The sequence below is a fragment of the Chloroflexota bacterium genome (assembly GCA_026713825.1).
Lineage (GTDB): Bacteria > Chloroflexota > Dehalococcoidia > Lucifugimonadales > UBA1127 > UBA1127.
In genome coordinates this window covers 1-25,167 of sequence record JAPONS010000108.1, presented here as the reverse complement: position 1 = coordinate 25,167, position 25,167 = coordinate 1, and the positions used below count along the sequence as shown (strand labels likewise).

Sequence of the window (25,167 nt, the reverse complement as noted above, 5' to 3'; positions counted from 1 at the left end):
CGCAATTGCGATGCAGGCGGCGGCATGAAGGTCATCGTGGGTTTGGGCAACCCCACGCCCAAGTACGCAAATACGCGGCACAACATCGGCGCAATGACGGTGGACCGGCTGTGCAAGCAGTGGGGCATCACGCTGGAGCGCAAGAACCGCTATGCGCTGCTCGGTCAGGGGTGGGTTGACGGCGCACAGGTCGCGCTGGCAAAGCCTCGCTCGTTCATGAACCTGAGCGGGGAGCCGGTAGCGTACTTGACAGCGCGCCTCAGGGTGAAACCGGAGGACATGCTCATTGTGTATGACGACATGGACCTGCCGCTAGGCGTGACTCGGCTGCGTGCGGAAGGCGGCCACGGCGGGCACAACGGGATGCGCTCCATCATTGACACGCTGGGGAAGCAGGAAATCCCGCGGCTTCGGATCGGCGTGGGGCGCTCGCCGGTGGACGACCCGATACGTCACGTGCTCGGAGGGTTCACGGACTCAGAGGAGGTGTCCGTCGAGCGGCTGCTGGCCCGTGCGGCAGAGGCGGCGGCGTGCTTCGTGGCGGAGGGCGTCGAGGCCGCTATGAACCGCTTCAACCAGGCGCCACCGGACAGCGACGAGGATTCCTTCAAGTGACCCTCTCTCCCCGTGTGAAGGCCCTTGCTGGTGTATGATGGCGTGGAAATCCGCACCGCAAGGAGAGGCCATGTTGTACGAGCTCCGGACCTACACTGCCTGCCCCGGCAAGCTGCCTAACGTAGTCGCGCGGTTCCGAGACTTCACGGCGGCCAAGTTCACTGAGCACGGTTTCCGCATCATCGGGTTCTGGACGCCGCAGGTTGGCGGGTCCAGCCATGAGCTGATCTACATGCTGGCCTGGGAGAGCTACGAGGAACGCAGCCGCTGCTTCGCGGCGTTCCGGGAGGACCCGGAGCGGGCGAGGGTGTTCGCGGAGTCGGAGAAGGACGGCCCCATCGTGGCTGACGTCCAGAACGTGATGCTGGCCCCGACGGACTTTTCACCGCTGAACTAGGCGCTCGCGGTGGGGTTCCCGTCTGCGGACGGGACGGGCGATTCGCGAATCGCCCCTACGAAGTTGAAGCACGTCCCTCAACGTTGGGCGATGCGTTGGAGGGCCTGACGGACCTGCTCCTCGACGGGGAGGGTGGTGTCGCCGCCCGCGACTGCCTGGCGGGCCTCAATGGGGGAGTAGCCCAACGCCTGGAGGGCCTCGGTGACGGCGTTCGCCGCTCCTGTGGTGGGGACGCCGGGAGCACTGCTTGTGAAGCCCATGTCCAGCTTGTCCTTGAGCTCAACTACCACGCGGGCCGCCGTACGCTGGCCGAGGCCGGGCGCCTGCGCAAGGGCCTTGGTGTCGCCGGCGGCGATGGCCGCGGCGAGGGTCTCGGCCGGCATGGCGGAGAGCATTGAGTGGGCCAACCTTGGGCCGATGCCGGAGACGCCGATGAGCATGGTGAAGAGTTGGAGGGCGTCGTCTGTCGGGAAGCCGTGCAGTTCCATGGCGTCGTCGCGGACGACGAGGTGCGTGTGCAGGTGGACCGAGCCGCCTATGGCGCCGAGGGTGGGGATGGCGGAGGAGGGCACGGAGACCCGGAAGGTGACCCCGCGGACTCCCACGTTAACCCAATCGGCGCCAACGGCCTCCAGTGTTCCCCGCACACCTGAAATCATCTATGCTTTGTCCTCTCGCGTACTTGTGGGTTGTCTGTCACGGGCTATACCAAGGTGTTAAGCCGTTCGTGCTGTAGGTGGCATAGGGCCACTGCCAGGGCGTCGGTGGCGTCCGCGGGCTCTGGCGGCTTTTGCAGACCGAGGAGCATCCCGACCATGGCGGCGACCTGCTGCTTGCTGCCCTGACCGTAGCCCGATACCGCGTTCTTCACCTGCGCCGGCGGGTAGCGGAAGACGGGCAGGCTGTAGTGAGCGGCCGCCAGCAGCGCGATGGCCTGGGCCTGCCCGACGGCCATCGCGGAGCGGATGCTGGTGCGGTGGCCGCCCCGGCTGGCGACCTCCGGCGGGACGAAGGGCTCCTCGACGGCGATGACGTTTGGGCGCCACGTCTCCAGCAGCGCAAGGAGCTCGGCGTGGATGCGATGGAGGCGCTCGCCAATCTCCTGTGAGCGTGGGGCCTTGATGACCCCGGCCGTGAGATAGGTGGCATCGCCGCGTTCGGCTTCCAGCAGGCCGTAGCCGAACTGGATGGTGCCGGGGTCTATGCCGAGGATGCGCTGGCCCATGGCGCGCCTAGGCCGCCGTCGCGTACTTTTCCAGGACGGCTTCAGGGAAGTCTGCGTTGGTTACGACCTTCTGGACGTCGTCCAGACCCTCGAGGCGGTCCAGCAGCTTGAGGGTCTGCTCGGCGGCGCGCTCGTCGAGGCCGGCCTGGGTGGTCGGGACGAGGGTGACCTCGGCGGAGACGGGAGCCAGGCCGGCCTCCTCCAAGGCACGGCGGACGGCCTCAAAGTTCTCAGGGGCGGTGCGGACCTCAATGCTGGTGTCGTCGTCAGTGATGTCCTCCGCGCCGTGCTCGATGGCAAGGAGTTCGGCCTCCTCCATCTGCTCTTCGGAGATCTGCAGGGTGATGACGCCCTTCTGCTCAAACATCCAGCCTACTGAGCCGACCTGCCCCATCTTGCCGTTGTTACGGTCAAAGACGTTGCGCACCTCCGAGGATGCGCGGTTTCGGTTGTCTGTCACGGCAACAACTATGATGGCAGCGCCGCCAGGACTGAACCCCTCATAGACCAGCTCTTCCAGCACAACATCTTCGCCCAACTGGCCGGTGGCCCGCTTGATGGCGCGCTCGATATTGTCGAGGGGCATGTTGTTCTGCTTGGCCTGCTGGACGGCAAGGCGCAGGCGGGGGTTCATGTCGGGGTCACCACCGCCGGCCTTTGCGGCTACGGCGATTTCCTTGGTCAGGCGGGTGAAGAGCTGGCCGCGCTTGGCGTCAGCGGCGCCCTTCTGGTGTTTGATTGTGGACCATTTGGAGTGTCCGCTCACGGCCACCTCCTCTGCGGTGCATGGGCTGGCCCACCGTGGCGGGCCTGCTAGGGGCATTCTACAGGCGTCGCTGACGTGAGGTCAAAGTAGTCCTGGCACAGTCTCGATGGTGATCACGCCGGTCTCCATGTCCACGTCCTGCACGATATCGGGGATGGCCGGGATGAGGTGTTCACCGTCCGGGCCGCGCACGACGTAGACGTCATTGCTGCCGGTCTCAATGATGTCCGAGAGTGTGCCGAGGTCGCGGCCGTCCGTTGTGCGCACGGCGAGGCCAATGACCTGGTGCTGGTAGTAGGCGCCCTCGGGCAGGGCAGCGGCCTCCTCAACGGGGGTCTCAAGGAGCTCGCCGCGGAGGTCGTCGGCGTCCCAGCGAGTGTCTACGCCGCGGAGCTTGATGAGGAGGGACTTGCCCTGCTGAGACGCGCCCTCGCTGACGTAGGTGTCGTCACCGATGAGGAAACGGGCGCCGGGGGCAAAGCGGTCGGGGACGTCACTGAGGGAGGCGATACGGAGGTGGCCGTGGCGGCCCCAAGGGCCGAGGATACGGGCGGCAACCAAGCGGTCAGGCTGCGGTTTGCGTTCTTCGGAGGGAGACGGCATGGGCAGTTCCGGGCCGGTCGCTAGGGCTACAGGATCTGGAGCGACGCGCGGACGCCCTGCTTGATGGCGACCACGCGCAGCAGAACGCGCATGGCCTCAGCGACACGGCCCTGCTTGCCGATGATGCGCCCCTTGTCGTCGGGGTCGACATCGAGCTGGATGACGTAAACGCCTTCCTCCTCGACCTGCGTCACCTTGACGGCATCGGGGTTGTGCGCGAGGGACTTGGCAATGTACTCGATGAGCTCACGCATGGGTTATGCCTTCTCCAGCACTCCCAGGTTCCGCAGCAGGCGTTGCACCGGCTGAGAAGGTTGGGCGCCGTTCTTCATCCACGCCAGCGCCTTGTCAGTATCTATCTCCACTGTCGCGGGTTCCGTGCGGGGGTTGTAGAGCCCGACCTGGTCAATGTAGCCGCCGTCCCGTGGAGACCGAGCGTCCATTACAACAACCCGGTAGCTGGGCTGCTTTTTCTTCCCCATTCGGCGCAGGCGGATTCGCAACATAGATGCAAAGACTCCTTAAAGGGCAAATAGTCAAACGTATTATAGGTAGGCGTTCTCGATACTGTCAAACGCTCCCGCCCACCGTGAAGTCATCTCTCGGTACGGGGAAACCAGTACACGCCAAAGGCTTCCATGCCCCCCAGCAACAATTCCGCGATCCCCAAACCGGGCTGCCAGCTTTCTTACCAGTGCCAGATGGCGTCGTGGTCGTCGAAGAGCTTGGCGAGGTCCGCGCGGGAGACGGTCTGGACGCCATCGCAGAGGTCGCCGGCGGAGATGCCACGGTCGGCGAGGTCCTCGGCGACGACGTAGACGGGCGCGCCGGAGTTAGCCAGCGCGATGACGTCGTCGTCGAGGCGCGGGGGCACGCTGAGCTCTACGCCGCCGATGCTCAGGCCGCTGGCGTCCTGGCCCTTGACGGCGTAGTTGACCGCGTTGCTGCGCAGGAGCACGGAGAGGTCCGCGCCCGCGTTCTTGAGCATGTGGCTGACCCACAGGATGGTGTCATCCTGCTCCTCAATGGTGCCGTGGTAGGCGCGCTCCACGACGGAGAGAATTCCGGCCATGATTGCCTCCTGGATTTTGGTATAGTCGCTGTCTACCCCCATCCCAACCTTCCCCCAGAGGGGAAGGGGGTAAGGCAGCTAGCGCGTCCCGATAATCAGCGTGTTGGTGCTTGCCTGAGACATCTTGAACAGGTCGCCGGGGCCGCCGCGGCGCGGGCCCTCGATCCAGTCACCGGCGCCGCGCTCGTCGACGCAGAGGCCGCAGTTGATCCAGTCGAGCGCGGGGCCGGACTGCGACAACTCGAACAGACCGGCGATGAACCGGGCCGTGCTGGGGTGGTCCTGCTCTTCGATGCTGGTGCCCTTGACTGGGTTTGGGTGAGGGGCCTGGGCCTTCATGGTCATGTTGACCGCGCCCTCATATGCAAAGACGTTGACGTTGATGCCCTTGCGCAGGGCGGCGTCGACGATGCGGAGGGCGGTGGTGGTCGTGCCGGACTCGTACGGCGGGTCCATGAGGGCGATGGTGATTGTCTTGTCACCTGATGTAGTCATTGTGCTAGTCCTCCTTCGGGATGAGAGTCCGGCCTAGTGCCAGACGGCCTTGACGCCGGGAACGGCGAGCATGTCGACGAGGGCGTCCACGCCGGACGAGGCGACGCCGTCGGCGAGCTTGTCGGCAGTGATGGCGCGCTCGCGCAGGGAGAACTCGTCGGCGAGGATCTTGACGGACGGCGCGGCGCTCCGGAGCCTGGCGATGGCGTCGTTGGAGATGCCCTTGCGGGCCATGATGACGCCGTTCTGCACCAGGAAGAAGGTGACGTTGTTGCCGGCCTTACAGAGGTCTTCCGCCATCTGATAGAAGTAGGACGTGTCGGCGTACTCGAACGGGTCCCGGGACTCCACTAGCAAGTAGTCTGCCACAGTTACCTCCCTTCCTGGCAGTGCGTGTTGCACACCATGAATCCTGCGCTATCCGCGCTTGTGGGTGCGGATAGGATACCTGCGGGGTCAAGTTTTGCCAAACGCAGGGACTGTCTTCGGCACATGCGGCTACCGTGGGCCTGCTGGATTCCGGGCACGAGTGGCGCCTCCATCCCTTGCGAGCCATTCTGGAAGCGCCCTTGCCGCATGGAGGTTGAATTTGACACGTTTTGTAGCTGATGCGGCACATATTAGCTACAACACGAGTGAAAAACTCTCTTGGCCCAGCAACCCAGTATTCTGTTGACCAATCCGCGCATCCTTGTGCAGGGGGGGACACCGGCACCCCCTTGTTTCGGTGTTCCCTTTGTAGCTGATGCGGCACATTTTGGCTACAACACGAATGAGAAAATCTCCTGGCCAGCCTACCAAGTATTCTGTTGGCTGATTCGCGCATCGCTGGGTAGAAGACATCGCTGGCTACCACCTGGCAGCGGCGCTTCTCTTGACTGACGGCCTGCTTGAGCGTGATGAAGCAGTAGTGCATGGGAGAAGGGTAGCGATGGGCGCGGCGTCCAGGCAATGTGTCTGTGTCAGGGTGGCTCGCATTGACGCTGTGGGGCCCTCGTCTGATACTGCGGCGCGAGGCCCGGCAGCGGAATCGGCCGGCAAGGAGGAGTTATGGCCGGAGAGATGGAGACCCTCGCGCGGTACATGGTGCAGGCCCGGGATGCGGCGCTTCCGCCGGAGGTGGCGGCAAAGGCCAAACACCACATTCTCGACACCATCGCGGCGATGGTCTCGGGAGCAGCGCTGGAGCCGGGGCGCATGGCGATCGAGTTTGCGCGCAGCCAGGGCGGGACCGAGGAGGCGCAGGTGCTCTCGACACCCTTCCTGACGACGGCGGTGACGGCGGCGATGGCCAACGGCTTCCTGGCGCACGCCGACGAGACGGACGACTCGCATGCGCCGTCGGGGACGCACCCGGGGTGCGGCATCGTGCCGGCGGCGATGGCGATGGGCGAGCGGAACGCGGTGTCCGGGCGGCGGCTGCTGAACGCCGTCGTGCTGGGGTACGACATGTGCGCCCGAGTCATGCACTCGCTGGGCGAACGGTACACGCTGGAGGCGGAGCGCGGGTTCAGCAGCCACAGCCTCGGCGGGCTGTTCGGGGCCGCGACGGCGGCGGGTGCGTGCACGGACACGAGCGAGGACCAGATGCGCTACCTGATCTCGTACACTGCCCAGCAGACGTCGGGGATTCCGACGTGGGCGCGGGATACGGACCACATCGAGAAGGCGTTTGACTTCGCGGGGATGCCAGCGCGGAGCGGGGTGACCGCGGCGGTATTGGTCGACATGGGGTTCACGGGCGTGTGGAACGTGTTCGAGGGGGAGCGCAACTTCTTCCGGTCGTTCTCGCCGTCGCCGCAGCCGGGGGAGATGGTGGCGGAGCTGGGCGAGCGGTACGAGGTCTTGCGCACGAACATCAAGAAGCACTGCGTTGGCTCGCCGATCCAAGCGGCGGCGGACGCGCTGGGGCACATCCTGGACGAGCACCCGCTGCGGCCGGACGAGGTGGAGCACATCAAGGTGATGATGGGCGTGGGCGGCGCTCGCACGGTGAACAATCGCGAGATGCCGAACATTTGCCTGCAGCACATGATGGCGGTGTACCTGGTGGATGGCGGGATTTCGTTCGCGGCGGCGCACGACTACGAGCGCTTCATGGACCCGGCGATGCTGGCGATCCGGGAGAAGGTGGAGCTGGTAGGGGACGACGCGCTGGTGACGCCTGAGAGCCCTCGACAGGCGATCGTGGAGGTGACGACGACGGACGGCGCGACGTACCGCGACCACGTGGTGGCCGTGCGGGGGACGATGGAGAACCCGATGACGACGGAAGAGGTCGAGGCTAAGGCGCGGGACCTGCTCGTGCCGGCGCTCGGCGAGGAGAAGGCGGACGGGCTGATCTCGGCGGTGCGCGGGCTGGAGTCGGTGGACGACGTTCGGTCGCTGCGGGGGTTGCTGGCGGGGTAGAGGGTGCAGCGACGGGCTCAGGGCCAACGGGGGGTTACGCTGCGACTGCCGACATCAAGAGGGAAAGGACTATAGCGGGAGAGGGGAACCACGAGGGTTGCCCCTTTCTGGATACCGGCATTCGCCGGTATGGGGGGTTGGGGTAACGGCTTGGCCGTTCGGGTAACCCTTCGACAGGATGAGGGTGAGCGGATGGGCAGGCGGGGGTTCCCGCTGTCGCAGGACGGGCGATTCGCGAATCGTCCCTACGGCGGACTTGGGTGGGGCACCCCCATCCTAACCTTCCCCCGTCAAGGGGAAGGGACTACGCGCCGACGCCTTGCAGGACGATGTCGATGAGCTCCGGGCCGGCGGGTTTGATGCGGTCGTCTATTAGCTGCATGGCGGAGACTATGGCGTCGTTGTAGGGGGTGGGGATGCTGACCTCGCGGCCCTTGGCGCAGACCAGGCCGTTCATGAAGGCGACCTCAGAGCGTCGGCCTTTGTGGACGTCCTGGGCCATGGAGGCGAGCCAGTTGACGCGCGTGCGGCGGTTGGCGAAGTAGTTGTCGAGCTCCTCATAGACGTCGCCGCGCTCCGCGTCGGCCCAGAGCTGGGCCGGTTTGCCGTTGATGTCGACGACGTTGTAGCCGAGGGCGAGGCCGACGCTGGCGGCCTCCCTGGCGAGGTTGATGGAGATGGTGCGGCACCGCTGGTCGACGGCGAGCTCGTTGGTGCCCATGGCGGTCATGGCGGAGATGGCGTTGCCCATGGAGTTCTGGCAGAGCTTGGCCCATCGCTCGCCCCAGAGGTTGTCGGTGGCGTAGGCGGCGTCGATGTTGTCGAGCAGGGAGGCGACGTACTCCGAGCGCTCGGTGACCTGCAGGGTCTGCTCGCCGACGCGGAAGACGACGTGGCCGGAGTCGCGGCCGACGGCGCCGCCGCGCTGGACGTGGCCGGGCTCCCACAGGGCGACCTCAATGTGGGAGGCGATGCAGCCCATGGCGCGCTCCTGGCCGACGATGGCGCCGACGGTCGGGTCATTCCAGCAGTTCTGCAGGGAGATGAAGCAGCCATCGGGCTTGACGTAGCGCCTGATGAAGTGGGTCGCCCACTCGGTGTCGTAGGACTTGAGGGCGATGAAGGCGTAGTCGAACTGGTCGGTGATGTTCTGGGCCTCGGTCAGGTGCAGGGCGTTGATGGGAACGGTGAAATCGCCCTGGCTGCCGCTGGCGCGGAGGCCGTCCCGCTTCATGGTCTCGACGTGCTCGGGCCACATATCGACCATGGTGACGTCCTCACCGGCGCGGGCGAGGAAGGCGCCGACGTAGCTGCCGAGGGCTCCCGCGCCCATGATGCCGATTCGAGTTGCCATTTCTTACCCCTTGTGCGCGAGAGTCAGACGCCGCAACAGTCAACCGGAAATGAGTATCTCGAGAGGCGAGCCGGGACTACGGCGTGACCTCGTCGATGATATCGTAGTATTCCATGTAGTCACCGCGGGGCTTGGAGATGCCCTGCGGGCTGCTGTCTCGGAGCTGGGACTTGAGCAGGCTCTCGACGTAGACCATGTGATCCTCGCGGCTGGTCTTTCGGACGAGGAGGAGCGCTCCGTCGCCCTCACCGAGCTCCTTGAAGTTCCAGGCGTACTGGAACCCGCCGGCCTGCCGGTGGATGCGGTCCTGGGCCTTGCGGATGGTGAGGTAGTCGTCCCAGTGGTCACCGGCGACGTCGAATTCAGAGCGAATGAGGAAGTTGCCGGTGGCGAGGCCGTTGGACTCCTGGAGGAGCTGCCAGTCGCGTCCGCAGGGCTGGCCCTCGTAGAGGCCGGCGGGACGGCTCTGGGGGTAACCGGCGCCCTCAGGGGTAGCGCGGAAGGCTTCAAAGGATTCCCTGTCGTCCCACATACGCAGGATGAGGTGGCGCATGGAATTGCCGAGGTACTGGCAAATCTGAGCGCGCACAAAGCCGGGCTGGGGCTGCATCAGCGAATGGATCCACTGGAGGCGCTTCACCGCCTCTTTGTTTCGACCGTTGGCAACTTGCAGGATCTCTTGCATCAAGTACATATCTACCTCCGCAACTACGCGCCAGAACCGCCGTCATGCAGGCCGATTGTATGTGGCGCCGTATACGGCGTCAATTGAAGGGCGCATCTTGAGACGCTGTCGCAGCCAGGACGTGAGCGCAGAGCCGGCGGTCGGCCTAGGGCAGGGTCTCGTCGACGATCTCGTAGTACTCGTTGCCGCGGGCGGTGAAGGTTCCACGGGGGCGGTCCGAGTTGGCGCCGGGCAGATTCTCGTTTTCCATGTACTTGAGGTGGTCTGCGCGGCCCGTCTTGCGGATGAGCATGAGGGCGACGTTCTCAGCGTCCAACTGCTTGAACTGGCGGGCAACCACAAGGCCGCCCGACGCGAGGTGCGTCTGGTCCTGCATCTTGCGGAGGATGAAGTAATCGTCCCAGCGGCCCTCGGCGATGTCGAACTCGCCGCGCATGAGCCAGTTGCCGGCGGCGGGGCCGAGGGTCTCGGCGGCGAGATCCCACTCGCGGCCGCAGGGCTGGCCTTCGTAGATGCCGGGCGGCCGGTTGGCGGAGTAGCCCGAGCCGTCGGGAGTGGCGCGGAAGGCCAGGAAGGCGTCTTTGTCCTCCCACATGCGCAGGACGAGGTGGCGGGAGGAATTGCCAAGGTAGGCGCAGACCTGAGCGCAGACAAAGCCGGGCTGGGGCTGCATGAGCGAGTGGATCCAGTTGAGGCGTTTTATGGCCTCAGCGTTTCGGCCGTTGCCAAAGTGAAGGATTTCCTGGACGAGGTACATGGCATGCCTCCCAACAGGAGTTTCGGGCTGATTCTATTGGGAGGGGGGCAGGGCGTCAAACGGCATCGAGCCGGGGCGGGGTCAGCGGCGGGAGCGCACGAGCCAGACGATGTTGGCGGCGATTATCGAGGCGGCGGCGAGCCAGAGGAATGTGCCGATAGTGGGGTTCGCGGTGAGGCCGACGCCCAGACCAACGTAGAAGACGGCGACGGCCACGATGAACAGCAGGAGGTGTGCGGCGGTCTTCAGGACAGTGGGCATATCGAGTATCTCCTCGAAGGCGACGTCAGCCCCGCTCGTGATTGCAGCGGGACTAAGCCCTGCCATGAATTATACGCCATAATTGCGGGCACATGGGTTGCATCCGTGTACGTGCAGCCGTAATCTCCGCCAACGGGCATTGTTGTTGCCCCCTTGCCCCGCAAGGGGGTGCTATAATGAGGCCAGCCGATAGAAGGGCCCGATGCCGGGCAGGCGTGATGAGCGGCCCAATTCACAAGAGAGGGTAGCAACATGCTGCGATTCGCTGAAGAGATGGTCCTGCTGCTGCTGGATGACGAGTCGGGGAACTTCTCCCACATACCCAGTTGGTCGATGGACTATGCCCTTGCCGGCGGGGTGCTGATGGACCTGGCGCTGGAGAACCGCATCGACACGGACCTGGAGCGGCTGATCCTCGTCGACGGGACGCCGATAGGCGACTCTCTGCTCGACCCGGCACTTGCGGACATCGCCGCGGACACTGCGGCAGGCGGAGAGCGCGATGCGCGCTACTGGGTAGAGCGGGAGGCCGAGCGGGCCGTCGCCACACGGGACGAGTGCCTAAAGCGCCTGATCGCGGCGGGGGTCCTGGAAGAGCGGGAAAACCGCTTCCTGTGGGTGTTCAAGTCGACCCAGTACCCCACTGTGGACGACACTCAAGAGCGAGCGGTGCAGCGCCGCATTATGAATGTACTGCTGAGTGACGACATTCCAGATCCTCGGGATATCGTCATTATCGGGCTGGCCGACGCGACGGGCATCTTCAAGAACATGCTCTCCGGCAAGGAGTTGGAACGCGTGTCCGAGCGGGTTGAGCAGGTGCGCAGGCTGGACCTCATCGGGCAGGCGATGACGCAGGCCATCCGCGACATCGAGGTCTCCATCGCGACGGCGGTGCAGCCGCACTTGTACTAAGCTCCCACAACTCGCAGTCAAGGGCGGGCCCTGAAAGGGCCCGCCCTTTATTTTCGTGCCGCGAGCCGCACCCTGCTTATCAGTTGCCCGAGACTTTTGCGCCCCTGCCTCAAACGCTGTCCGCTGGAACGGGCGATACGCTGCAATTGGCTTCGGTTTCCAATTTGGACAGGCTCTGAACATTGGCAATTCGTGATAGCATGAGAGTTGTTCGGGCGTTCGCGCCGCAGCGAATACATTGCCCTGTTCAAGCGCGGGGCACGAGGAGGCAGGTAGATGAACATGCTGGCTCGGATGTTGGGCGCTGCGCGGTTGGACCCCCACACCTATGAGGAGGTTGAAGCCGACAGCGGTGCAATGCCCCAGGCGCTGCTGCTGGTAGTGGTTATCTCCTTGTTGAGTGGCGTAGGCGAGTTTTTCGGCGGTAAGGGTGAAGTTCTACAAGCTCTAATCTACGCTGTCGTTCGGGGCATTCTCTTTTGGGCGATCTGGGCCCTCCTGATCTACATGGTTGGCGGGACAATTCTCCGAACGTCAGAGACCCATGCCAACTGGGGCCAAGTAGCGCGCGGTACGGCGTTTGCCCAGACTCCCGGAGTGTTGAATGTACTTACTTTTGTCTCACATATTGGGGTATTCATCCTCGTTGGCGTCTGGCTCTGGCAATTTGTAGGCGTTGTGATCTCCGCGCGCCAGACTTTGGACTACAATTCCGCAATGCGGGCGTTCTTTGTAGCACTGATTACTGTAATACCCTCATGGATTTTGTTCTGGATTGTATACGGAGTAATTACGGGCGCTGGACTCCTAGCTACAGGCAGCTAGATTGACCAAACAGAAGGGGGCAGGCCACGGGCCTGCCCCCTTCCTTCAATGCGTTCCCTCAGGGCAAACGGCCCCTCCCCGAACTCCGCCCCTCTGGATACCGGCTTTTGCCGGTAAGACGGTCCCGCTCTACAGCTCTGCGAGGAGAGCACGCTCCCAGTCAGGGTAACCACGAGGGTTGCCCCTACCTCCACGGTTTCCTCGATGTATGAGGGCGAACGACCGTGGGGACGGGCGATTCACGGCACTACGGCTTCAGCAGGAGCTTGCCCGTGGTCAGGCGGCCCTCCAACTGGCGGTGCGCCTCCGGGGCGTCGCTGAGGGCGAAGGTCTGCGAGATGCTGAGCTTGAGGTCGCCCGACCTGATCCACTCGAACACCTGGCCTGAGCGCATGGCTATCTCGTCGCGGTTGAGCGTGTAGCTGACGAGGGTTGGGCGCGTCAGGAAGAGCGACTTTGGGTTCAGCGTCGCGAGGGGGACGGGCGGCACGGGGCCGGAGGCCTGCCCGTAGGCGACCATGTACCCTCGGACAGCCAACGACGCGATGCTCTCATCGAAGGTTGTGGCGCCGACGGCGTCGTAGGCGACCTGGACGCCCTTCCCATCCGTGATGCGCTTGACGGCCTCGGAGAAGCTCTCCTGCGTGTACATGACGACGTGGTCTGCGCCGCATGCCTTGGCGATCTCCACCTTCTCGCCGGTGGAGACGGTAGTGATGACCTCGGCGCCCTTGAGCTTGGCCATCTGGATGAGGAGGCGGCCAACGCCGCCCGCGCCGGAGTGGACGAGGGCTATGTCGCCGGGCTTGATTGGGAAGCAGTCGGAGACGAGGTATTGGGCGGTCATGCCCTGCAGCATGGCGGCGGCGCCCTCCTCAAAGGTCAGCTCGTCCGGGATGGGCATGAGGCGCCATGCCGGGACGGCGTTGATCTCGGCGTAGGAGCCCGGGCCGCTGGAGTAGGCAACTCGGTCGCCGACGGCCACCTGGTTGACGCCCTCACCGAGCTTGAGGACGACGCCGGCGGCCTCGATACCGGGGATGGCGGGCAGGGCCGCGGGGTGGTTGGAGCCGGAGCGGGAGTAGACGTCGGTGTAGTTGACGCCGGCGGCCTTGATCTCGACGAGGGCCTGACCGGGGCCCGGCTCGGGGTCCGGCAACTCCACGTACTTCATGACCTCCGGGCCGCCGACCTCCGCCATTTGGATTGCGTGCATGGTTTCCTCCTTTAGTGTGGACGGTCGTTTCAGTCGCCCTCCGACAAGCTCTGGGCGAACGGATTATTGGATTACCACGGGCCGTCGCCGAGCACCCACCGGTCGAGGCTGGCGAGGTACTCGCGAAAGAGGACGAGGCGCATGGCGACGGCGCGGCGGGCGGCGTCCTGCCGCTCGGGCGTGGTGGCGTGGTCTATGAGGACCTGCCGGGGGGCGCTGCCGTGGCCCACCTCATCCTCGGCGATGCGGCGGTAGGGGGCTTTGATCCAGTCCGGGACGGAGTCGGCGTCCAGGGACTTCATGATGAGGTACGTCGCCACGGACTCGCCCGCGAGGGCGAACCCGGCGATGCGCTGGCAGGTGTCGCTCAGCCCCTCGATGGCGTTGAACATCGCCATCTGCGCGGGCAGCGGACGGTAGTCGAAGGGGTCGTGGCCGAGGTCCCGGATGCGTCCAGACAGGATTTCCGCGTGTTCCATCTCCTCGTGGGCGGACTCGGCCATCAGCAATTTCACGTCAAATTCGGGCGTCGTGCGGAGCCATGAGCCATAGAGGTCGGCGGCGCGCTGCTCGTTGAAGAGGCGGCTCTTCATGACGTGGACGCGCTGGTCGTCGGTCGACAGGGGGATGTAGCTGTATGCGGGCGGAGCGTCGTCCAAGGTGCGGCAGAAATCTTCCACCATGCCGACGAGCTCCGCGACGAAGGCCTTCGAGTCCACGATGTCCTCCCACAATGCGACTGCCGGTTTGCGACGGGGCGCATCGCCCATGATACGGGGAGGTGCGGCGGGGGGACAAGCGGGCCGCGTTGCCTGGCCCCTGGATTCCGGCATTCGCCGGAATGGCGGTGTGAGTAAGCCTGAGAATAACGGATGCCGTTGGCCGCAGGGTCTCTGGATACCTGCCCCGTATCGGAGTATGGGGCAAGCTATTCGCCGGTATGAGTAGGCGGGGGAGAGGGAGTGGGGGGTAAGGGTGGGCGGCCTTTGCCCATACATAGCGTGGCGTGGTGGATTGCACAATCGGTATACTGGTGCAGCTAAGTAGAAGGCAAAGGCGCGGGCTTTGACAGGCTCAGCCAGAACAGAGAATGAGACTGGCATGGACTTCTCCAACTACAACCTGGCCCCGGGCATCTTCGATGAGATGTTCCTGCACGCCGGCGAGCCGAGAGAGGGCTCCCGGCCGCTGTACGAGGCGCTGACGGCGCTTTCGCAGGAGGAGCTGGGCGGGATACAGGAGCGGGTGACGCACTCATTCTCGACGGAGGGGATAACCTTCACGGTTTACGGCGACGAGGAGGCGGAGGAGCGCATCATCCCCGTCGACTGCGTGCCTCGCATCATCGCCGCCGCCGAGTGGGAGTTTCTCGAGCGGGGGCTGGTGCAACGGGTGACGACGCTGAACCGCTTCCTGAGCGACGTGTACGGCGAAGGACGCATCGTGCGGGACGGCGTCATACCCGTCGACGTGGTGCGCGGGTGCCCGCAGTACCGCGTCGAGATGCGGGGCATGGAGCCGCCGCTGGGCGTGTGGGTGGCCGTCTGCGGCACCGACATGGTCCGCACCAACGACGGCTTCTTCGTGCTGGAGGACAACCTGCGGGTGCCTTCCGGCGTGTCGTACATGATCGCGAACCGGAAGGCGGTGAAGGCGGGACTTCGACGGGTGTACCGGAGCTCGCGGGTGCGGGATGTTGAGCACTACGGACGGCTCCTGCGGGAGACGCTGCGGGAGCTTGCGCCGCGGGGGCAGTCTGACCCGTCGCTGGTGCTGCTGACGCCGGGGATCTACAACTCGGCGTTCTACGAGCACATGTTCCTTGCGGGCGAGCTGGGCGCGCAGCTTGTCGAGGGGCGCGACCTTGTGGTCAACGACGGCTTTGTGTACACGCGGACGACTTCGGGGCTGCGGCGTGTCGACGTCATCTACCGGCGCGTGGACGACGACTTCCTGGACCCGCTTGTGTTCAGGCCGGACTCGCTGCTGGGCGTGCCGGGGCTGATGCACGCGTACCGGCTGGGCAACGTGACGCTGGCAAACGCGCCGGGAACGGGCGTCGCGGACGACAAGAGCGTCTATGCGTACGTGCCGGACATGGTGCGCTACTACCTGGGCGAGGAGCCGCTGCTGCAAAACGTCGAGACGACACTCTGCCGACGGCCCGAAGGGCTGGAGTACACACTGGACAACCTGGACAAGCTGGTGGTGAAACGCGTCGGCGGGTCGGGTGGGTACGGGATGCTCGTCGGGCCACACGCGTCGAAGGCGGAGCGGGAGGCGTACGCGGAGGAGATGCGGGCCAACCCGGCAGACTTCATCTCGCAGCCGACGCTGGCGCTGTCGCGGGCGCCGTGCCTGATCGACGGGCGCTTCGAGCCGCGGCACGTCGACTTGCGGCCGTTCATGCTGACGGGGCGCGAGACGCGGACGGTGCCGGGGGCGTTCTGCCGCGTCGCGCTGCGTGAGGGCAGCCTTGTCGTGAACAGCAGTCAGGGCGGCGGGGGCAAGGACCTGTGGGTGCTGGAGGACTGAGATGATACTGGTGAGGAGCGCGCAGGGCCTGTACTGGATGAGCCGCTACCTGGCGCGGGCGGAGCACCTGTGCCGCATGATGGCGCTGCAGATGGAGGCGATGGTTGACCGGCCATTCCGCGAGGTGCACTTCGGGTGGAGCCGCATCTACGGCACGATGGAGCGGACGCCGCCGTGGGGCGACATCGGCGTGCTGGAGTCGGACGAGGGGCTGCTGTTCGACTCGTACACACTGGCGGAGGACCTGACGTTCGAGCGGATGCACCCGGAGTCGGTGTGGAGCTGCTGCGCGGGGGGGCGGGAGAACGCGCGGCAGATGCGGCAGTGCATCACCGGCGAGATGTGGCTGGGACTGACCCTGCCGTATTTGCGTTTACAGAGAATGGGCATACGGGACATCTGGCGGACGTCGCCGGAGACGTTCTACAACGAGACGGCGGGCGCAATCTCGGCGTTTAGCGGGGCAGCCGCGGACACGATGTACCGCGACGAGAACTGGTCCTTCATCCGCCTTGGCCGGGCCATCGAGAAGGCGCAGCTGACGACGTCACTGTTCCTCACGCAACTGCAGCTTTCACGGCTGGCAGACGATTCCTTTGACGGGGACTGGGAGACGCTGCTGCGGCTGTACCACGCGTTCGACGCGTACGTCGTGCGGTATGCCGTGCAGGTGGAACCGGGACAGGTGCTGGACCTGCTGTCGACGGACAGCCATCTGCCGAACTCGCTAAGCCGCATGCTGGGCCACGTGGAGGAGGCGCTGGAATCGCTGGGGCCGGGGCCGAACGCGGCCGCGAGCGAGGACCTGAGGCGGCTGGCGGGACGGGTCTCGGCGTTGGTGAAGTACGAGTGGGACGGGCATCACAATCCGGAGCCGCTGTTGAACGAGGCATACCAGCACTGCCGCGACTTGCACGACCTGGTGTCCGCGACGTACTTCGACTACCGCATTCAAGACGCTCCGGTACGGTGATGCCATGAGCCTGCCTGTTCGCTACGAGATTGAGCACATCTCGCGCTACCGGTACGAGTGGCCGGTGCGCAACTGCATCATGTCCGTGTGCCTGAACCCGCAGAACGACGAGAGGCAACAACTGCTGCGGTTCGATCTGACCACGGACCCGGCTGCGCCGCACAACGCAGAGCTGGACCCGTTCGGCAACACAAAGCACGTGCTGCACATCCACCGCGAGCATACGAGCCTCGTCATCACGGCGCACTCCATCGTAGTGACGCTGCCCGGCGAGACGCCCCCGGAGACGCTGGACAGCAGCGCGTGGGACGAGATCCGAGCGGCCTCGGAGTCATTCGCCGACTGGGACTACACGCACCCGACGACGCTGACGCAGTCGACGCCGGCGCTGGCGGACTTCGCTCGGTCGAACGGGCTTGAGGGGCCGGGCGGCGACCCGCTGTCGGCGCTGCGGGCGTTGATGTCGGCGATACACGGGAGCTTCAGGTACGTGCCGGGCAGCACGTCGGTGGGATCGCCAATCGACCAGGTACTGGAGTCGGGCGAGGGCGTGTGCCAGGACTACGCGCACGTCATGCTGGCCGTCGCGCGGACGTGGGGCGTGGCGTCGCGGTACGTGTCGGGGTACGTTGACGTGTCCGACTACGCGGACATTGACGAGACGCGGCCGGGGGCGACGCACGCGTGGGTGGAGTGCAAGCTACCGGGGCTCGGCTGGGTGGGCTTCGACCCGACGAACCGGTGCCTGGCGGACCACCGGCACATACGCATCGGGGCGGGCCGCGACTACCAGGACGTTGCGCCCACGCGAGGGGTGCTGCAGGGGGGCGGCGCGATGGAGCTGGACGTCGAGGTACGGGTGCGGCATCTGCCGTGACCGGGGGGTGAAAAGGCGTTTTCTGCTAGAATGGCGTTCAGGAGTGTTGCATGGGGGAGTTTACGCATACTTTAACGGTGTCTGACGTGAACGGGGTCAACAGCGTTGCTGTGGAGGCCCTCGTCGATACCGGGGCGACGTATTCCGTGATTCCGGCCGGCGCACTGCGGGAACTGGGGATAGCGCCGACCCGTACCATCACATTTGAACTTGCTGACCAGAGCGAGGTCTCTTATGGCGTTGGGAACGCCATGTTTACGGCCATGGGCGTTTCCGGCGTTGCGCCGGTGGCCTTCGGCGATGACGATGCCGAACCGATTATGGGGGCCGTCACACTTGAGGCGCTGATGCTGATGGTAGACCCGATAGCACAAGAGCTTGTCCCCAGGTTGCGCGCCAGGTTGTACTAGACGCACGCGGTTTGGCCCCATATCAAGTACGGGGCAGGCTCCGGGCTTGCCAAGGGTGCACTTATCAGAAACGCTCACGAAAGCAGTTTGCACTTCGCTTGACTGCCAGTGGGGGCGTCTCTTATAGAGACCTTGCGGGCGGGCATGAACCTTTACCTACCTCTTGCTTACCCTCTCCAATCTATCAGCATACCTTTTCATGGGTTGGCACACGGGACAAATACAGCCGGGGTAGGACATTGCCACTATTTCTCGCCTGTATGCGTCAATCGACTGCTGGAGCAAATCTGCTACGGTATCGAAGGTGCGTGTTTCATCCGCGGTCAACCGAGTCCTGTTCTCCCTAAACATCTCGTTCAACGTTCTCAGTGCCTTCAGAGGCCCTTCAAAGGCGTGATTGGAGGCAGACAGCGCTGATGAAACCTGCTGCTCATGGTGCTCTCTTCGCTGATGCTCCTCCCGCCGTTCCCTTGCTATTCTCTGTTGCTGCTCCCGATCTTCCTGTGTAGTCACGATGCTCCTTTCCTGACGTTGCAGCCGTTATGCGCATCCTACCCTACCCCTCGCCTCACTCGCGCGTTAGGGCGGCGCGGAGGCGGAGCCATTGGCGGTTTAGCCAGCGGAGGCGGTCGGGGGAGGGGTCTTCGCTGCCGTAGCGGGCTTCGACGTAGGCTTGGGTGATGTCTTCCAGGGCGTGCTCCTCCGTGGTGTCGAGGGGGTGGATGCGTGTGCCGTACTCGAAAGGGGTCTCGGCGTTGCGGCGGGGGCGGCCTACGGTGCGGCCCTCCCAGAGGAGGCCCTGGTAGATCTCCCGGATGGTGAAGTCGCGACGGAGGCCGCCGGTGTCGCCGGTGACAGCGACGGGCGTGTACTCCTCGACGGGCGCGGGCCTCTCCTTCCTTCGGAATAGCCCCATCAGCCACGCCAGGAACATGCTGAGGTCCTGCTTGAAATAGCTCCACGCGCCGAGGGACTCGCTGACCTCCTCTTCGCCGTCGTCATCGCGGTTGCGACGGAAGCGGTTGAGCACCCTAGCGAGGATGAAGATGACGACGAGGGCGGCGAGGATGCCGGCGGCCCATTGCAGCGCGAGCAATGCGGCGTCGGAGAAGAGTACGCGTTCGCCCTGCTCCACCAGGAGGGGGTCGTCCGTGAGCTGGGCGGCGTCTCCGTTCTGCTCCTCCTCCATGTTCGTTCCAACGAGCCGCTGCAGGAGCCACGTGAGCCCGCCCGCGAGGAAGCTCAGGGGGAAGATGATGCCGTAGAGGATGGCGATTGCGATGCCCCTCGCGATGTACTCCAGCGGAATGAGCAGCAGCCGGGCGAGGTCGAATGAGAAGAAGGCCGAGAAGACCAGCGACGTGAAGAGCATGCCGACGATCGTCGCGAGGGGCACTGCCATCCACTCTCGGAGAGACGGCAGGCCGGTGTCGGAGCGGCGCACCATCTCGCGGCGGATGTCGCGGAGGTTGGCGATGGCGATGGCGGCCATGCCGACGCCGAAGTAGGTGACGCCGTAGATGCCCAGCGAGAGGAGCGGGCTCCGGCTGTCGAACTCATTGTCCGCGAAGAAGGCGAAGAGCAGCGCGAAGAAGAATACGGCAAGTCCGAAGAGGAAGCGGGTGTGCAGCCGTTCCGGCACGGGCAAGGGCGACGTGCATGTCCCGGCGCGCCAGAGGAGGAATGTGCCGTAGGCGACGGCGCCGAGGAAGAGCTGCGGGCCAGCCCAGAGGGCGTTGAACCATTCGGGGTCCAGCAGGGCGTAGCCATCGGCGGTCTGGGTGCGGACGACAAATGCGAGGAGGAGCACCTGCAGCGGAAGGAACAGCCCGCGAAAGCGTACGAACACAGACTCGCTGTCGTCTGGCAAGAGCGTCGGTATAAGCGCGGCCGCGGCAAGGAGTGTGGCGGCGGGGAGGGAGACGGGCGGGCGCTCCCATCCGATCCAGCCCCACTCGGTCAGCGCTACGATGACGGAGTAGCTCCAGAGGAGCTCGGCCATGACAAGCAGGGTGGCGTAGAGGCGGTTCATTGCGTCACCACCTCCAGCGTTGCGGCGTGCCCCTGCAGAGCGGCCTGCGGGACCACGAAGGTTGGGATGTCGCTGGGTACGGCGCGGACGGCTCCTGAGCCGACGAGAGCGAGGGCGACGCGGCGTCCAGCTCGCGTGAAGCGGCGGAGGGTGCCCAAGAGGGCCGGCGTCGGGACGGCGGTAACGACGAGGATGCTGGCCGTCCACGGAATGGAGCGGCCCTCCCTCGATAGAATTCGGTCCATGGAGTGGAGGGGCCAACCCTGCGGGTGGGCAAGGCCCGTGAGGACGCGGGTCAGATGGCCCGGGTTTCTCGACGGCGCGAAGCGGATCATTTCCCTAGTACCTCGGTAGGCCTCGTTGACGTAGACGCCGACCTCGAAGCGCGAGGTAATGGCGTGGCTGGCGATGGAGGCTGCGACGGACACGGCCGATTCCAGCAGCGGCTCCGACGGCGCCTGAAAGCGTGACTCCATGGTGTTGACGTCGAGGAATACGGCCACGTTGGGCGTCGAGGTGCTCTCGAGCACGCGGGTCTGGAGGCTGCCCTGCCGGGCCGTGGAGCGCCAGTTTATGCGGTTGAGCGGGTCGCCGGGGACGTACTCGCGGCTTGTCACAATGCGCAGAGGGTCCTCGAATAGCTGCCGCTTCACACGGCGCTCGCCGAGGATCTCGGTTGATGGCAGGCCGAGTGCCCGGAGGGGCAGCACACGCGGATAGACGACGAGACGCGACGTGGCGGGGAAGTCGGAATCGCGGCTCGTGAAGCCGAATGGGTCGCGCACGGACATGGTGGACGGGCCGAAGGTGTAGTAGCCGCGCTTGTTGCACTCGACGAGATAGCGCCGGGTTACGCGCCGGTACCAGCCGACGGCGAGGAAGCTGGTCAGGTTGATGCGGAAGGGGTTGCCGGCGGCGGGCGTCACGGAGCCGCGCAGCACGCGGAGCTCGTCGGGGGCCTCCAGGGTCACCTGCACCACGGGCAGGGGGAGCATCTTCCGGTTGGAGACGGTGACGTCGACTTCCACGGTCTCGCCGAAGAAGGCGTGCTCGTGGCTGAGGCGCTGCTCGTGGGAGACGCGGGCGAGGGCGAAGTGGCTCCACACGCGGACGAGCAGGCCCGAGAGGAAGACGAGGGTTGTAAGCAGCAGGAGGGGCACCTGAGCCGTTATCAGGGAGATGATGAGGAGCGTCAGGGTGATGAGGAGCCAGCCCTCACCGACCATGTTCAGTCTCCCGAGTGGACGCCGGCTGCTTCGTGCTCCACCGGCGTTGGGACTGACTCAATGATCTCAGCGAGCACCGCGGCGGCCGAGTCGCCGCGCAGGTTGGTCTGCGCCTGCGGGCTGATGCGGTGCTCGAATACGGAGGGCGCCAGCGCCTTGACGTCGTCCGGGATGACGTAGCCGCGGCCGTTGACCGCAGCGCGCGCCTGGGAGGCGTGGAGCAGGCCAAGCATGGCGCGCGGGCTTGCGCCAAGCTCGACCTCGGGGTGAACGCGGGTGGCCTGCGTCATGCGGCTGATGTAGTCGCGAACGTCGGGTTCAACGACGACCTCGCGGCAGGCGGACTGCAGGGCGATGAGGTCGGTGTCCGAGACGACCGGCTCAATGTCCTCGATGGGGTTGTCGCGCATGAAGCGGTCGAGGATCAGGGCGTCCTCCGACTCGGTGGGGTAGCCCATGCGGACGCGGAGGAGGAAGCGGTCGAGCTGGGCCTCGGGCAGGGGGAATGTGCCTTCGAGTTCGACGGGGTTCTGCGTGGCCAGCACGAGGAAGGGCTTGGGAAGAGAGAGGGAATCGCCCTCCGCCGTCACCTGTCTCTCTTCCATGGCCTCCAGCAGCGCGGACTGGGTGCGGGGCGTGGCGCGGTTGATCTCGTCCGCCAACAACACCTGCGTGAAGACGGGGCCGGGACGGAAGGTGAACTCGGCGGTACGCTGGTCGAAGATGTGGGAGCCGGTGATGTCCGAGGGGAGCAGGTCCGGCGTGAACTGCACACGGCGGAAGGTGCACCCCAACGAGCGGGCCATAGTGCGGGCCAACATCGTCTTGCCGATGCCGGGCACGTCCTCGATAAGGACGTGCCCGTTGCAGAGGACGGCGACAAGCAGGAGCTCTGTGGCGTCCCGCTTGCCGACCATCACTCTCTGAATCTGGGTGTGCAGGCGCTGGGCCGCCGCCGCGACGGCGTCCACGTTTGCGCCGGGGCTTGTTGTCACGATTGTGCGCCTACTCTTTCTATTCTCCCCGCGCCGCGGCCAAGAACCGGAACAGTGCGGCTTCAGAGTCCAGGACGATGGTGTCGTTTCCGCTCAGGATCTTCTCATAGGCCTCAAGACTCCGGAGGAAGGTGTAGAACTCGGGGTCCTGCTGAAGGGCTTCCGCGAAAATCTGAATGGACTGACCCTCCGCAGCACCGCGAATCTCAAGCGCCTCACGCCCGGCATTCGCGAGGATCTCCGCCACGTCACGATCGGCTCTCGATTGGATCTCGAGCTTGGTGCGTTCGCCTTCGGCGCGCTCCTGGTTGGCGACCCTTCTCCGCTCGGCGTTCATGCGGGCGAAGACGGACTCGGCGATGGACAGGGGGAAGTCGGCGCGCTTGATGCGCACGTCGACGATCTCGACGCCGAGGCCCCGACCGCTCTCGCCGCTGGTGTCGGCGATCTTCTGGGACGCGATGAGCACCCGATTCATGACCTGCTCGCGGGTCTCCGAGATGATGTCAGACTGGTTGTCGCTGGCGACTTCCTTCTTCAACTCGGAGGTAACGATGTCGCCGACCTTGGGCCCGGCGGCTTCGAGGTTGAAGAGATTTTGGAGGAAGAGCAGCGGGTCCGTGATCCGGTAACGCGCGTACGCGTCAATGACGAGGTTCTTCTTGTCCAGCGTGATGAAGTTGGCCGGCGGGATGTCGAAACGCTGGAGCCGGTTGTCGAACTTGACGGCGTTCTGGATCAAGGGCAGCTTGGTCTTGAGCCCCGGGCTGGTGTAGCTCCGCTGGAACTCACCGAACTGGGTGACAATGGCGTACTCGGTCGCGTCGACGATGAAGAAGCTCTGCGAGATGATTATGAGCGCCGCCGCGACAAACGCTATGAACCCGTAGAGGATTCCTGCCTTCATTGCTGTGGCCCCCCTCCCGCCGACTGTTGCTGTGGCTGCTGTTGCAGCGAATCCAGAGGCAAGAATTGGAGGAGGTCCCCGCCTGTATCGTTGTCAATGATGAACTTCTTCACGCCGGGCAAGATGCGTTCCATCGCCTCCAAGTAGAGGCGCTCCCGGGTGACGTCCTCAGCCTGCGCGTATTCCTGGAGGATGGCGAGGAACTCGGCGGCGCGGCCGCGGGCGTCGTTGATGCGCTGGGCCTCAAAGGCGCGGGCCTCATTCAGGATGCGCTCGGCGTTACCCTCGGCACGGGGGACGATGTCCGCGGCGTAGGCCTGTGCCTCGTTTCCGAGCCGCTCCTTGTCCTCCTTGGCGCTGACCACGTCGTCAAACGCGGCCTGCACCTGCTCCGGCGCCTTCACCGTCTGCAACTGCACCTGTTCAATGAGGATGCCGGACGCGTAATCGTTGAGCAGCCCGGTCATACCGTCCTTGACCTCAGTCTCGATGACGGCACGTTCCGCGGTCAGCACGTCGTCGATGGGCCGCTGACCGATGACGCCGCGGAGGGCGACCTCTGCGACGTCCTTCAACGTGCGCCCGTCAGGCCTGTCGCCGATGGCGCGATCCGGGTCGCCGGGGTCGCGCACCTTCAGGATGTAGTCGCTGATGCTGGAGATGCGGTAGAGGACGACCATCTCCACGTCGACGATGTTCTCGTCGCCGGTGATCATCAATGCTTCCACGGCGTCGGTGCGGACGGTGTTGTCGGGCAAGGTGCGGAAGCCGACCTCCATGCGCCGGACCTGGGTTACCTTGACGGTATCGTGCCGAGCGATAGGCGTCGGCGGGCGCCAGTGCAGCCCCTGGCCGGCGACGTTGGTGACCCTTCCGAAGACGCGCACGAGGGCCTGCTCGTCGGGGTCCACGGTGTAGAAGCCGGTGCCGAGCCAGATCAACAGGGCGATGAGGATCGCGCCGATCAGAAACGTGGCGCGCATACCGCCGCCGACTCCGCCGATCCCACCACTGCCGCCGCCACCGAAGCGCGACGACCAATCGCTGAAACGTTCCCGCCCCTGTCTAAAGAGGCGTTCCCACTCTTCTCCTGAGCCTCCGCCGGGACGTTGCATAGGCACTCCCTCTCTATCTAACGCTTGGACAAGCTAAGGTGCAGGGTGGAATGGGCCTCGCAATCCACGAGATGTGCCGCGGCTTCTGCCCGCGAGACAACGGCCGTTCCATTCAGGTCACCCGGACAATGCTGGTAAATCCAGAAGGTGGGTTGGGGTCATCGTCCATTCAGGATACACGAACGTCCGTTATGTGGATAGCTGGAATAATACGATCAGACTCACTCCAGCTACGCTCCTCTGATCAACAACGCAGCCTCGGTAAGGGGCGTCTCTCGCTGTTCACCGCTGTCCATAGCCTTGACCTGGACTGTGCCCGCCGCCACCTCGGCGTCGCCGAGGACGAGGGTGTAACGGGCGCCAAGGGCCGATGCGTGGCGCATCTGCCCCCGCAAGCTGCGGCCCGGCTGCGCGAGGACGGCGCGGAAGCCGGCCTGCCGCAGGTCCGACGCGGGGCGGGCGGCGACGGGCGCCGCGGGCCCCCCGAGGCGGGCGCGCAGCG

The 25,167-nt window shown here is 65.1% G+C and carries 31 protein-coding genes; 9 read left to right on the top strand and 22 right to left on the bottom strand.

The genetic code is table 11. From position 1 onward, the window contains the following. The first annotated feature begins 24 nt into the window (after positions 1-24). Together pth and OXC99_12345 are read left to right on the top strand one after the other, a co-directional pair. On the top strand, positions 25-615 hold the full coding sequence (pth, locus tag OXC99_12350) for an aminoacyl-tRNA hydrolase (protein MCY4625772.1): 591 nt from the start codon (positions 25-27) through the stop codon (positions 613-615). Between the two features lie 70 nt (positions 616-685). After that, on the top strand, positions 686-1,012 hold the full coding sequence (locus OXC99_12345; protein ID MCY4625771.1) for an NIPSNAP family protein: 327 nt from the start codon (positions 686-688) through the stop codon (positions 1,010-1,012). 77 nt (positions 1,013-1,089) lie between these two features. Here OXC99_12345 and ruvA read toward each other — a convergent pair whose 3' ends face one another. The 9 genes from ruvA to OXC99_12300 form a co-directional block, all read right to left on the bottom strand. Then, entirely contained in the window at positions 1,090-1,671 is a 582-nt protein-coding gene (gene ruvA, locus OXC99_12340; protein ID MCY4625770.1) for a Holliday junction branch migration protein RuvA, read from the bottom strand. A gap of 44 nt (positions 1,672-1,715) precedes the next feature. Then, complete coding sequence (gene ruvC / locus OXC99_12335; protein MCY4625769.1) at positions 1,716-2,237, bottom strand: crossover junction endodeoxyribonuclease RuvC; 522 nt, start codon at positions 2,235-2,237, stop codon at positions 1,716-1,718. 7 nt (positions 2,238-2,244) lie between these two features. Further along, a complete protein-coding gene (locus OXC99_12330; protein ID MCY4625768.1) occupies positions 2,245-3,003 on the bottom strand; it encodes a YebC/PmpR family DNA-binding transcriptional regulator in 759 nt (252 codons plus the stop codon). Between the two features lie 81 nt (positions 3,004-3,084). Beyond that, the gene (rimM, locus tag OXC99_12325; GenBank protein ID MCY4625767.1) at positions 3,085-3,564 is read right to left on the bottom strand and encodes a ribosome maturation factor RimM; all 480 of its coding nucleotides are present in this window, start codon (positions 3,562-3,564) and stop codon (positions 3,085-3,087) included. Positions 3,565-3,632: 68 nt separating this feature from the next. Further along, the gene (locus OXC99_12320) at positions 3,633-3,860 is read right to left on the bottom strand and encodes a KH domain-containing protein (protein ID MCY4625766.1); all 228 of its coding nucleotides are present in this window, start codon (positions 3,858-3,860) and stop codon (positions 3,633-3,635) included. 3 nt (positions 3,861-3,863) lie between these two features. Then, the gene (gene rpsP / locus OXC99_12315; protein MCY4625765.1) at positions 3,864-4,112 is read right to left on the bottom strand and encodes a 30S ribosomal protein S16; all 249 of its coding nucleotides are present in this window, start codon (positions 4,110-4,112) and stop codon (positions 3,864-3,866) included. Between the two features lie 182 nt (positions 4,113-4,294). After that, positions 4,295-4,678, bottom strand: coding sequence for a DsrE family protein (locus tag OXC99_12310; GenBank protein MCY4625764.1), 384 nt, complete (start codon positions 4,676-4,678; stop codon positions 4,295-4,297). Positions 4,679-4,756: 78 nt separating this feature from the next. Beyond that, a complete protein-coding gene (locus OXC99_12305; protein MCY4625763.1) occupies positions 4,757-5,173 on the bottom strand; it encodes a DsrE family protein in 417 nt (138 codons plus the stop codon). 33 nt (positions 5,174-5,206) lie between these two features. Next, complete coding sequence (locus tag OXC99_12300) at positions 5,207-5,542, bottom strand: DsrE family protein (protein MCY4625762.1); 336 nt, start codon at positions 5,540-5,542, stop codon at positions 5,207-5,209. 681 nt (positions 5,543-6,223) lie between these two features. Between OXC99_12300 and OXC99_12295 the strand changes: the two genes are divergently transcribed. Continuing rightward, entirely contained in the window at positions 6,224-7,582 is a 1,359-nt protein-coding gene (locus OXC99_12295) for an MmgE/PrpD family protein (protein MCY4625761.1), read from the top strand. A 304-nt stretch (positions 7,583-7,886) separates the two neighbouring features. On the opposite strand, the gene OXC99_12290 is transcribed toward OXC99_12295, so the two are convergent. The 4 genes from OXC99_12290 to OXC99_12275 form a co-directional block, all read right to left on the bottom strand. Continuing rightward, on the bottom strand, positions 7,887-8,936 hold the full coding sequence (locus OXC99_12290) for a 2-dehydropantoate 2-reductase (GenBank protein MCY4625760.1): 1,050 nt from the start codon (positions 8,934-8,936) through the stop codon (positions 7,887-7,889). Positions 8,937-9,012: 76 nt separating this feature from the next. Then, the gene (locus tag OXC99_12285) at positions 9,013-9,630 is read right to left on the bottom strand and encodes an antibiotic biosynthesis monooxygenase (GenBank protein MCY4625759.1); all 618 of its coding nucleotides are present in this window, start codon (positions 9,628-9,630) and stop codon (positions 9,013-9,015) included. Between the two features lie 136 nt (positions 9,631-9,766). Further along, on the bottom strand, positions 9,767-10,378 hold the full coding sequence (locus OXC99_12280; GenBank protein ID MCY4625758.1) for a hypothetical protein: 612 nt from the start codon (positions 10,376-10,378) through the stop codon (positions 9,767-9,769). 81 nt (positions 10,379-10,459) lie between these two features. Then, positions 10,460-10,705, bottom strand: coding sequence for a hypothetical protein (locus OXC99_12275; protein ID MCY4625757.1), 246 nt, complete (start codon positions 10,703-10,705; stop codon positions 10,460-10,462). 186 nt (positions 10,706-10,891) lie between these two features. Here OXC99_12275 and OXC99_12270 point away from each other — a divergent pair, with 186 nt between their 5' ends. Together OXC99_12270 and OXC99_12265 are read left to right on the top strand one after the other, a co-directional pair. Further along, positions 10,892-11,554: a GPP34 family phosphoprotein gene (locus tag OXC99_12270; GenBank protein ID MCY4625756.1), complete on the top strand. Its 663-nt coding sequence runs from the start codon at positions 10,892-10,894 to the stop codon at positions 11,552-11,554. A gap of 276 nt (positions 11,555-11,830) precedes the next feature. After that, the gene (locus OXC99_12265) at positions 11,831-12,379 is read left to right on the top strand and encodes a hypothetical protein (protein MCY4625755.1); all 549 of its coding nucleotides are present in this window, start codon (positions 11,831-11,833) and stop codon (positions 12,377-12,379) included. Positions 12,380-12,626: 247 nt separating this feature from the next. Here the strand turns inward: OXC99_12265 and OXC99_12260 are convergent, their stop codons facing one another. After that, the gene (locus OXC99_12260) at positions 12,627-13,595 is read right to left on the bottom strand and encodes a quinone oxidoreductase (protein ID MCY4625754.1); all 969 of its coding nucleotides are present in this window, start codon (positions 13,593-13,595) and stop codon (positions 12,627-12,629) included. Between the two features lie 71 nt (positions 13,596-13,666). After that, positions 13,667-14,314, bottom strand: coding sequence for a ferritin-like domain-containing protein (locus OXC99_12255; GenBank protein MCY4625753.1), 648 nt, complete (start codon positions 14,312-14,314; stop codon positions 13,667-13,669). A 382-nt stretch (positions 14,315-14,696) separates the two neighbouring features. On the opposite strand from OXC99_12255, the gene OXC99_12250 reads away from it, so the two are divergent. The 4 genes from OXC99_12250 to OXC99_12235 all read left to right on the top strand — a co-directional run bounded on the left by OXC99_12250 (position 14,697) and on the right by OXC99_12235 (position 18,390). Further along, complete coding sequence (locus OXC99_12250) at positions 14,697-16,130, top strand: circularly permuted type 2 ATP-grasp protein (GenBank protein ID MCY4625752.1); 1,434 nt, start codon at positions 14,697-14,699, stop codon at positions 16,128-16,130. Position 16,131: 1 nt separating this feature from the next. Next, positions 16,132-17,103 carry an alpha-E domain-containing protein gene (locus OXC99_12245; GenBank protein MCY4625751.1) on the top strand — a complete coding sequence of 324 codons (972 nt, stop codon included), beginning with the start codon at positions 16,132-16,134 and terminating at the stop codon, positions 17,101-17,103. 4 nt (positions 17,104-17,107) lie between these two features. Continuing rightward, positions 17,108-17,980: a transglutaminase family protein gene (locus OXC99_12240; GenBank protein ID MCY4625750.1), complete on the top strand. Its 873-nt coding sequence runs from the start codon at positions 17,108-17,110 to the stop codon at positions 17,978-17,980. 77 nt (positions 17,981-18,057) lie between these two features. Continuing rightward, positions 18,058-18,390: an aspartyl protease family protein gene (locus OXC99_12235; GenBank protein MCY4625749.1), complete on the top strand. Its 333-nt coding sequence runs from the start codon at positions 18,058-18,060 to the stop codon at positions 18,388-18,390. Positions 18,391-18,546: 156 nt separating this feature from the next. On the opposite strand, the gene OXC99_12230 is transcribed toward OXC99_12235, so the two are convergent. The 7 genes from OXC99_12230 to OXC99_12200 all read right to left on the bottom strand — a co-directional run. Beyond that, entirely contained in the window at positions 18,547-18,903 is a 357-nt protein-coding gene (locus OXC99_12230; GenBank protein ID MCY4625748.1) for a hypothetical protein, read from the bottom strand. Positions 18,904-18,958: 55 nt separating this feature from the next. Beyond that, complete coding sequence (locus OXC99_12225) at positions 18,959-20,422, bottom strand: DUF4129 domain-containing protein (GenBank protein MCY4625747.1); 1,464 nt, start codon at positions 20,420-20,422, stop codon at positions 18,959-18,961. After that, positions 20,419-21,648, bottom strand: coding sequence for a DUF58 domain-containing protein (locus OXC99_12220; protein MCY4625746.1), 1,230 nt, complete (start codon positions 21,646-21,648; stop codon positions 20,419-20,421). Before OXC99_12220 ends, OXC99_12225 begins: the two co-directional genes overlap by 4 nt. Positions 21,649-21,650: 2 nt before the next feature. Continuing rightward, entirely contained in the window at positions 21,651-22,643 is a 993-nt protein-coding gene (locus OXC99_12215; protein ID MCY4625745.1) for a MoxR family ATPase, read from the bottom strand. Positions 22,644-22,662: 19 nt separating this feature from the next. Next, positions 22,663-23,550, bottom strand: coding sequence for a protease modulator HflC (gene hflC, locus OXC99_12210; protein MCY4625744.1), 888 nt, complete (start codon positions 23,548-23,550; stop codon positions 22,663-22,665). Continuing rightward, entirely contained in the window at positions 23,547-24,665 is a 1,119-nt protein-coding gene (gene hflK / locus OXC99_12205) for an FtsH protease activity modulator HflK (protein MCY4625743.1), read from the bottom strand. The genes hflC and hflK overlap by 4 nt, the downstream gene beginning before the upstream one ends. Positions 24,666-24,895: 230 nt before the next feature. Beyond that, the coding region (locus OXC99_12200; GenBank protein ID MCY4625742.1) for a His/Gly/Thr/Pro-type tRNA ligase C-terminal domain-containing protein at positions 24,896-25,167 on the bottom strand (272 nt) is incomplete at its 5' end.

Excerpts from the sequence above, each read along its gene's own strand:
- pth (MCY4625772.1), top strand. The coding sequence starts at position 25 with ATGAAGGTCATCGTGGGTTTGGGCAACCCCACGCCCAAGTACGCAAAT.
- OXC99_12345 (MCY4625771.1), top strand. The coding sequence starts at position 686 with ATGTTGTACGAGCTCCGGACCTACACTGCCTGCCCCGGCAAGCTGCCT.
- ruvA (MCY4625770.1), bottom strand. The coding sequence starts at position 1,671 with ATGATTTCAGGTGTGCGGGGAACACTGGAGGCCGTTGGCGCCGATTGG.
- ruvC (MCY4625769.1), bottom strand. The coding sequence starts at position 2,237 with ATGGGCCAGCGCATCCTCGGCATAGACCCCGGCACCATCCAGTTCGGC.
- OXC99_12320 (MCY4625766.1), bottom strand. The coding sequence starts at position 3,860 with ATGCGTGAGCTCATCGAGTACATTGCCAAGTCCCTCGCGCACAACCCC.
- rpsP (MCY4625765.1), bottom strand. The coding sequence starts at position 4,112 with ATGTTGCGAATCCGCCTGCGCCGAATGGGGAAGAAAAAGCAGCCCAGC.
- OXC99_12310 (MCY4625764.1), bottom strand. The coding sequence starts at position 4,678 with ATGGCCGGAATTCTCTCCGTCGTGGAGCGCGCCTACCACGGCACCATT.
- OXC99_12305 (MCY4625763.1), bottom strand. The coding sequence starts at position 5,173 with ATGACTACATCAGGTGACAAGACAATCACCATCGCCCTCATGGACCCG.
- OXC99_12295 (MCY4625761.1), top strand. The coding sequence starts at position 6,224 with ATGGCCGGAGAGATGGAGACCCTCGCGCGGTACATGGTGCAGGCCCGG.
- OXC99_12290 (MCY4625760.1), bottom strand. The coding sequence starts at position 8,936 with ATGGCAACTCGAATCGGCATCATGGGCGCGGGAGCCCTCGGCAGCTAC.
- OXC99_12285 (MCY4625759.1), bottom strand. The coding sequence starts at position 9,630 with ATGTACTTGATGCAAGAGATCCTGCAAGTTGCCAACGGTCGAAACAAA.
- OXC99_12280 (MCY4625758.1), bottom strand. The coding sequence starts at position 10,378 with ATGTACCTCGTCCAGGAAATCCTTCACTTTGGCAACGGCCGAAACGCT.
- OXC99_12275 (MCY4625757.1), bottom strand. The coding sequence starts at position 10,705 with ATGGCAGGGCTTAGTCCCGCTGCAATCACGAGCGGGGCTGACGTCGCC.
- OXC99_12270 (MCY4625756.1), top strand. The coding sequence starts at position 10,892 with ATGCTGCGATTCGCTGAAGAGATGGTCCTGCTGCTGCTGGATGACGAG.
- OXC99_12265 (MCY4625755.1), top strand. The coding sequence starts at position 11,831 with ATGAACATGCTGGCTCGGATGTTGGGCGCTGCGCGGTTGGACCCCCAC.
- OXC99_12260 (MCY4625754.1), bottom strand. The coding sequence starts at position 13,595 with ATGCACGCAATCCAAATGGCGGAGGTCGGCGGCCCGGAGGTCATGAAG.
- OXC99_12250 (MCY4625752.1), top strand. The coding sequence starts at position 14,697 with ATGGACTTCTCCAACTACAACCTGGCCCCGGGCATCTTCGATGAGATG.
- OXC99_12245 (MCY4625751.1), top strand. The coding sequence starts at position 16,132 with ATGATACTGGTGAGGAGCGCGCAGGGCCTGTACTGGATGAGCCGCTAC.
- OXC99_12240 (MCY4625750.1), top strand. The coding sequence starts at position 17,108 with ATGAGCCTGCCTGTTCGCTACGAGATTGAGCACATCTCGCGCTACCGG.
- OXC99_12225 (MCY4625747.1), bottom strand. The coding sequence starts at position 20,422 with ATGAACCGCCTCTACGCCACCCTGCTTGTCATGGCCGAGCTCCTCTGG.
- OXC99_12220 (MCY4625746.1), bottom strand. The coding sequence starts at position 21,648 with ATGGTCGGTGAGGGCTGGCTCCTCATCACCCTGACGCTCCTCATCATC.
- hflC (MCY4625744.1), bottom strand. The coding sequence starts at position 23,550 with ATGAAGGCAGGAATCCTCTACGGGTTCATAGCGTTTGTCGCGGCGGCG.
- hflK (MCY4625743.1), bottom strand. The coding sequence starts at position 24,665 with ATGCAACGTCCCGGCGGAGGCTCAGGAGAAGAGTGGGAACGCCTCTTT.